Here is a 3,175-nt window from a genome sequence, read left to right as displayed (position 1 = left end):
CGTGAAGGCGGAAGGACAGTCGGGGCCGGAAGGATAACCAAGATAAATAAGTAAGCTCATTTTGAGCTAAATCAAAGAGTCCGCCGAGGGCGGACTCTTTGATTGAATATTGACATATCAAAGAATTGGTGGTAGATTGCTTTTTTGCGTCTTTACAGAAATTACTCATCGGAAGAGGGCTATTAAATGCGTACGATAATAACTCTTGCCTGCACGGAATGTAAGAGAAGAAATTATGCGACAAACAAGAATAAGCGAAACGACCCGGATAGGATAGAGCTCAAGAAGTATTGCAAGTGGTGTAAGAACCATACTCTACACAAAGAGACTCGCTAAGGGATTCCTTACGCTGCAGGTTTATAGCCGGGTGGCTTTGGATTGTGAAGGCCTGTAGCTCCAATTGGCTAGAGCGCCGGTCTCCAAAACCGGATGTTGGGGGTTCGAGTCCCTCCAGGCCTGCCACTTTTTATGTCGCAATCGATAATTTACGGTTTGGGATGAAAGGGAATAGGGGTCGATCAGCATGGCATCTACTCAGGTTAGAAAGAAGGCTAGGATGAGCCCGGGAAGCTACCTAAGGGAAGTGCGCTCGGAGCTCAAGAAGGTATCGTGGCCCGATAGGGATGAGGTGGTCTCTTCGACCATAATCGTTTTAATCATGCTTGTCGTTCTCTCCACCTTCATAGGTAGCCTAGACTATATATTCACGCTTATCTTGAAACTGGTCTCTTCTTAAACTTTAGGTGAATCATTTAATGAGCAAAAATTGGTTTGTCGTTCATACATACTCGGGTTACGAGGATAAGGTCAAAGCCAACTTAGAGCACAGGATCGCTTCGATGGACATGGGAAGCAAGATCTTCGAGGTGGTAATCCCGACCGAAGATGTGGTGGAGATAAAGGCCGGCAAGAAGACGTTCTCGAAGAAGAAGGTCTTCCCCGGCTACATTTTGGTCAACATGGAGATGGCCGACGACTCTTGGTATGTGGTCAGAAACACTCCCGGTGTGACCGGGTTTGTGGGATCGAGCGGAAGGCCGACCCCGCTTTCAGAGGAAGAGATAGAGAGGGTAGTCCATAAGACTGGCTTCGAGAAGCCCAAGCCCAAGACCGAGTTTAGCGAAGGTCAGACCGTCAAGGTCAAGTCGGGTCCCCTGGCCGATTTTACGGGCATCATCTCTGAGATAAATCTGGATCAGAGTAAGCTTAAGGTGCTCGTTTCCATCTTTGGACGGGAGACCCCCGTTGAGCTCAACTTCGATCAAGTGGCAAAATTATAAATTAATCAGATAAGTCCGCCTTAAGGCGGATAAGCTTTAAAGGAGACGAATTAAATGGCAAAGAAGGTTACAGGTTTAATTAAATTACAGATTCCGGCAGGACAGGCAACTCCGGCCCCGCCGGTCGGTCCCGCGCTCGGTCAGCACGGCGTAAACATCATGGAGTTCTGCAAGGAGTTCAACGCCCAGACCGCAAATCAGCCCGGTATGATAATCCCGGTTGAGATCACCGTCTATGAGGATAGGTCCTTCTCCTTTGTGACCAAGACTCCTCCGGCGGCCATCTTGCTCAAGAAGGCAGCCGGCATAGAGAAGGGGTCGGGTCAGCCCAATCGGGCCAAGGTGGCCGAATTATCTAAGGATAAGCTCAGAGAGATAGCCGAGCTCAAGATGACCGACCTCAACGCCAATGACGTCGAGGGAGCCATGAAGATAATCGAGGGAACCGCCCGCACCATGGGCATAGATATTTCAGACTAAGGGTTCAAATTTTGTGGGAGGAAGATTCCGCTAACACCACGGGAGGCAACGATGAAGAGAAGCAAGAGGTACAACGAGGCTCAGGCCAAGATAGAGCCACTTAGGCTCTACGCGCCGCTAGAGGCGGTAAAGCTCGTCAAGGAGAACGCCAAGGCCAAATTCGACGAGACCGTCGAGGTGCACATTAAGCTCGGAGTCGATCCCAGGAAGGCCGATCAGCAGATCAGAGGGACGGTAGTCCTGCCCCACGGCACCGGAAAGATCGTCAGGATAGCCGTCTTCGCCCAGGCCGAGAAGGCTCAAGAGGCGTTGGCCGCTGGAGCCGATTTTGTGGGCGCTGCCGACCTGGTCGAGAAGGTCTCGGGCGGTTGGACCGATTTCGATGTGGCCGTAGCCACCCCCGATATGATGGGAAGCGTCGGAAAGCTCGGTAAGATATTGGGAGCCAAGGGCCTCATGCCAAATCCCAAGTCGGGCACGGTAACCTTCGATGTCGGCAAGGCCGTAAAAGATATCAAGGCCGGAAAGGTCGAGTATCGCCTGGATAAATTGGCCAATGTTCACCTCATCATCGGCAAGGCCAGCTTCGATGAGGCCAAACTTGTTGAGAACTATTCGACCCTGATAGATGAGGTCATCAAGGCCAAACCGGCAGCCGCCAAGGGTAAGTACATCAAGGGAATCGCCATCACCTCCACCATGGGGGCGGGCGTCAAGGTCGATCCGATGAAGACCCGCAATTTGATGGAGGAGTAGGGGGCTCCTTATTTGGGGTTTTATTTGAAATGTTTAAGGCTCGGGTTAATGCCCGAGCCTTTTCTTTTGGCTTAAGTATCTTTTTTCTGCTTTCTACTTTTCTTAGCAAGTTCCAAGAAAAGTAGAAAGGGAAAATGTCTTTAACCCTGGCAGAGTCTTAAAATGTCTGTTGCTTTAAGGCTGGACTGACCCTAGGGGCTGAAAGCTGCCTGGTAGCTGACCCCTGGAGGCTGAGAGCTGTTCTTTTGCCTAAAATGATATGGCAGTAAAAAATCTGGTGACAGCAAGGAAATTTTCTCCGCCTCTTTTAATATATGTTAATTATGATCGGTGATTTGACAGCTGAAGATTATATTAATAGATAAATTAGCGAAAGCTTTGACATTCTAGAGGAAGTTGAGTAAATTGTAGCCGAGACAATGGTTTACGGTGCTCCCTGAACTCGAAGTCTTTGAGTTGGTTGTGCAGTCAGCGCAGGCGTCTTATGCATAAGGTGGAAGCTGCCTAAGAAGACTATGTAGATTATAAATAAATATTCGTCCAAAAAATGTTTCAAGACGGAAGTGGAGCAAAGGATATGAGCCCACCAGCTTGAACTAGTAGCTATGGAGTTACCCCGTTTCTGTTGACACCTTAACTACGCACAACGGCTTCTGCCG

General features: G+C 49.4%; 5 protein-coding genes and 1 tRNA gene. All 6 read left to right on the top strand.

Features of this window, described 5'->3' with window-relative positions:
• The first annotated feature begins 186 nt into the window (after window positions 1-186).
• The 6 genes from rpmG to rplA all read left to right on the top strand — a co-directional run bounded on the left by rpmG (window position 187) and on the right by rplA (window position 2,516).
• Window positions 187-336, top strand: a complete 150-nt coding sequence (gene rpmG / locus QMD53_06985) for a 50S ribosomal protein L33 (GenBank protein MDI6800380.1) — start codon at window positions 187-189, stop codon at window positions 334-336.
• Window positions 337-384: 48 nt separating this feature from the next.
• Window positions 385-462, top strand: a tRNA-Trp gene (locus tag QMD53_06980).
• Window positions 463-523: 61 nt separating this feature from the next.
• Entirely contained in the window at window positions 524-736 is a 213-nt protein-coding gene (gene secE, locus QMD53_06975; GenBank protein MDI6800379.1) for a preprotein translocase subunit SecE, read from the top strand.
• Window positions 737-755: 19 nt separating this feature from the next.
• Complete coding sequence (gene nusG / locus QMD53_06970) at window positions 756-1,280, top strand: transcription termination/antitermination protein NusG (GenBank protein ID MDI6800378.1); 525 nt, start codon at window positions 756-758, stop codon at window positions 1,278-1,280.
• Between the two features lie 54 nt (window positions 1,281-1,334).
• Entirely contained in the window at window positions 1,335-1,760 is a 426-nt protein-coding gene (gene rplK / locus QMD53_06965) for a 50S ribosomal protein L11 (GenBank protein ID MDI6800377.1), read from the top strand.
• Between the two features lie 51 nt (window positions 1,761-1,811).
• A complete protein-coding gene (gene rplA / locus QMD53_06960; GenBank protein ID MDI6800376.1) occupies window positions 1,812-2,516 on the top strand; it encodes a 50S ribosomal protein L1 in 705 nt (234 codons plus the stop codon).
• Window positions 2,517-3,175: the final 659 nt, after the last annotated feature.

This window comes from Actinomycetota bacterium (assembly GCA_030017835.1).
In the GTDB taxonomy this organism is placed as follows: domain Bacteria; phylum Actinomycetota; class Aquicultoria; order UBA3085; family Oleimmundimicrobiaceae; genus Yes70-04.
The sequence above is the reverse complement of the archived record's forward strand: the minus strand, read 5'-3'. Positions and strand labels throughout refer to the sequence as shown.

Excerpts from the sequence above, each read along its gene's own strand:
- rpmG (MDI6800380.1), top strand. The coding sequence starts at position 187 with ATGCGTACGATAATAACTCTTGCCTGCACGGAATGTAAGAGAAGAAAT.
- secE (MDI6800379.1), top strand. The coding sequence starts at position 524 with ATGGCATCTACTCAGGTTAGAAAGAAGGCTAGGATGAGCCCGGGAAGC.
- nusG (MDI6800378.1), top strand. The coding sequence starts at position 756 with ATGAGCAAAAATTGGTTTGTCGTTCATACATACTCGGGTTACGAGGAT.
- rplK (MDI6800377.1), top strand. The coding sequence starts at position 1,335 with ATGGCAAAGAAGGTTACAGGTTTAATTAAATTACAGATTCCGGCAGGA.
- rplA (MDI6800376.1), top strand. The coding sequence starts at position 1,812 with ATGAAGAGAAGCAAGAGGTACAACGAGGCTCAGGCCAAGATAGAGCCA.